Genomic DNA, 1,129 nt, shown 5'->3' on the forward strand with positions numbered 1-1,129 from the left:
TGGGGTAGGTTTTTTACATTAGGGTCAAACATGGGGCGACCCAGAGGGAGAGGAAAAGGAAAACAACGAAGAAATGATGATTTTGAACGACAAACCCCACACCCCACACCCGGTCAACCCACACCCCACCCCACACCCGGTCACCCCACACCCCACACCCCACACCCCACAGCTCACGTCTTTGTTAAAAACCTACCCTTATGAGTTAGGGGGGATTCCTCTTGCCTTGCGCGTAGCGCTATACTTCCTACTTCAGAGCATCAAGGATTAGTCAACCTTACGACGGAAGACAAAGGAACCATTGTCCCCAGGAGCAACAGTACCAACCTCATTGACGTACTTAGTTACCTCTTCACCGCTAGCTGGGTCACTATTTCCAAAGGATAAGGTTTTATTAAAGTACTCCACAGTACCCTGAGATGGCTCAGTTCCCTGCTCGTGAGTGGTGACAGTAACCCAGTTGTTAGGAGCTTGTTCGCCATCCTCAGTAATGGTGAAGTTGTTAGCATCCAAAATTACGTTACCAGCACCCACTAGTGGTTCAGAGATATTGGTGTAGGTGATTCGGTACTCGATAAACTGACCAGGCTTAGCTCGTTCAGTGAGGCCACCCTCCTCAGGATCACCTGTGGGAGTTCCGGTGGTGAATTCCTCAATCACTGTTACACCATCAGTATCGAGAATTCGAGCTTCTTTCACCATCTGCATGTAGCCAGTGTAGACCCGGTCAACAGTGATGTTGAAGACGGTTTCCTGAGTGACATCAAAGTCTCCGTTCGGGTTGTTGTCCACGAAGGAAACAATCGGAATCCCGTAACCTTGAACTTGAGGCGTATTAGCAGGTAAGTCAACAATTACCTCGTAATCCAATTGCTGACCTGGTGTGAGAGTACCAACATTAACCGCTGGATCAGTAGTGGTAAAACCACCATCTTCAGTGTAGGTGTAGGTCGCCTCAAGAGGCGTACCTGTATCTGGGGTGTACCTGATCCTGACCGTAGTACCATCAGGAATCTGGTTATTTGGTCCAAACTCTACTGGAGTGGTGAATTGAGGATTAACTTGAGGGTCATTAGTCGCCGCAGTACCCAGTGAAGGGGCAATTGGCAACAAGGTTACGTTATCCAAA

Annotated in this window: 2 pseudogenes; one reads left to right on the plus strand and one right to left on the minus strand. The window is 48.7% G+C overall.

Annotated elements, in window-relative coordinates:
* Window positions 1-204: pseudogene (locus F6K20_RS39460) on the plus strand (hypothetical protein); the annotation flags it as partial.
* A 63-nt stretch (window positions 205-267) separates the two neighbouring features.
* Here the strand turns inward: F6K20_RS39460 and F6K20_RS39465 are convergent.
* A pseudogene (locus tag F6K20_RS39465) lies at window positions 268-1,129 on the minus strand (hypothetical protein); the annotation flags it as partial.

The sequence above is a fragment of the Moorena sp. SIO2C4 genome, from assembly GCF_010672485.1.
In the GTDB taxonomy this organism is placed as follows: Bacteria; Cyanobacteriota; Cyanobacteriia; order Cyanobacteriales; family Coleofasciculaceae; genus Moorena; species Moorena producens.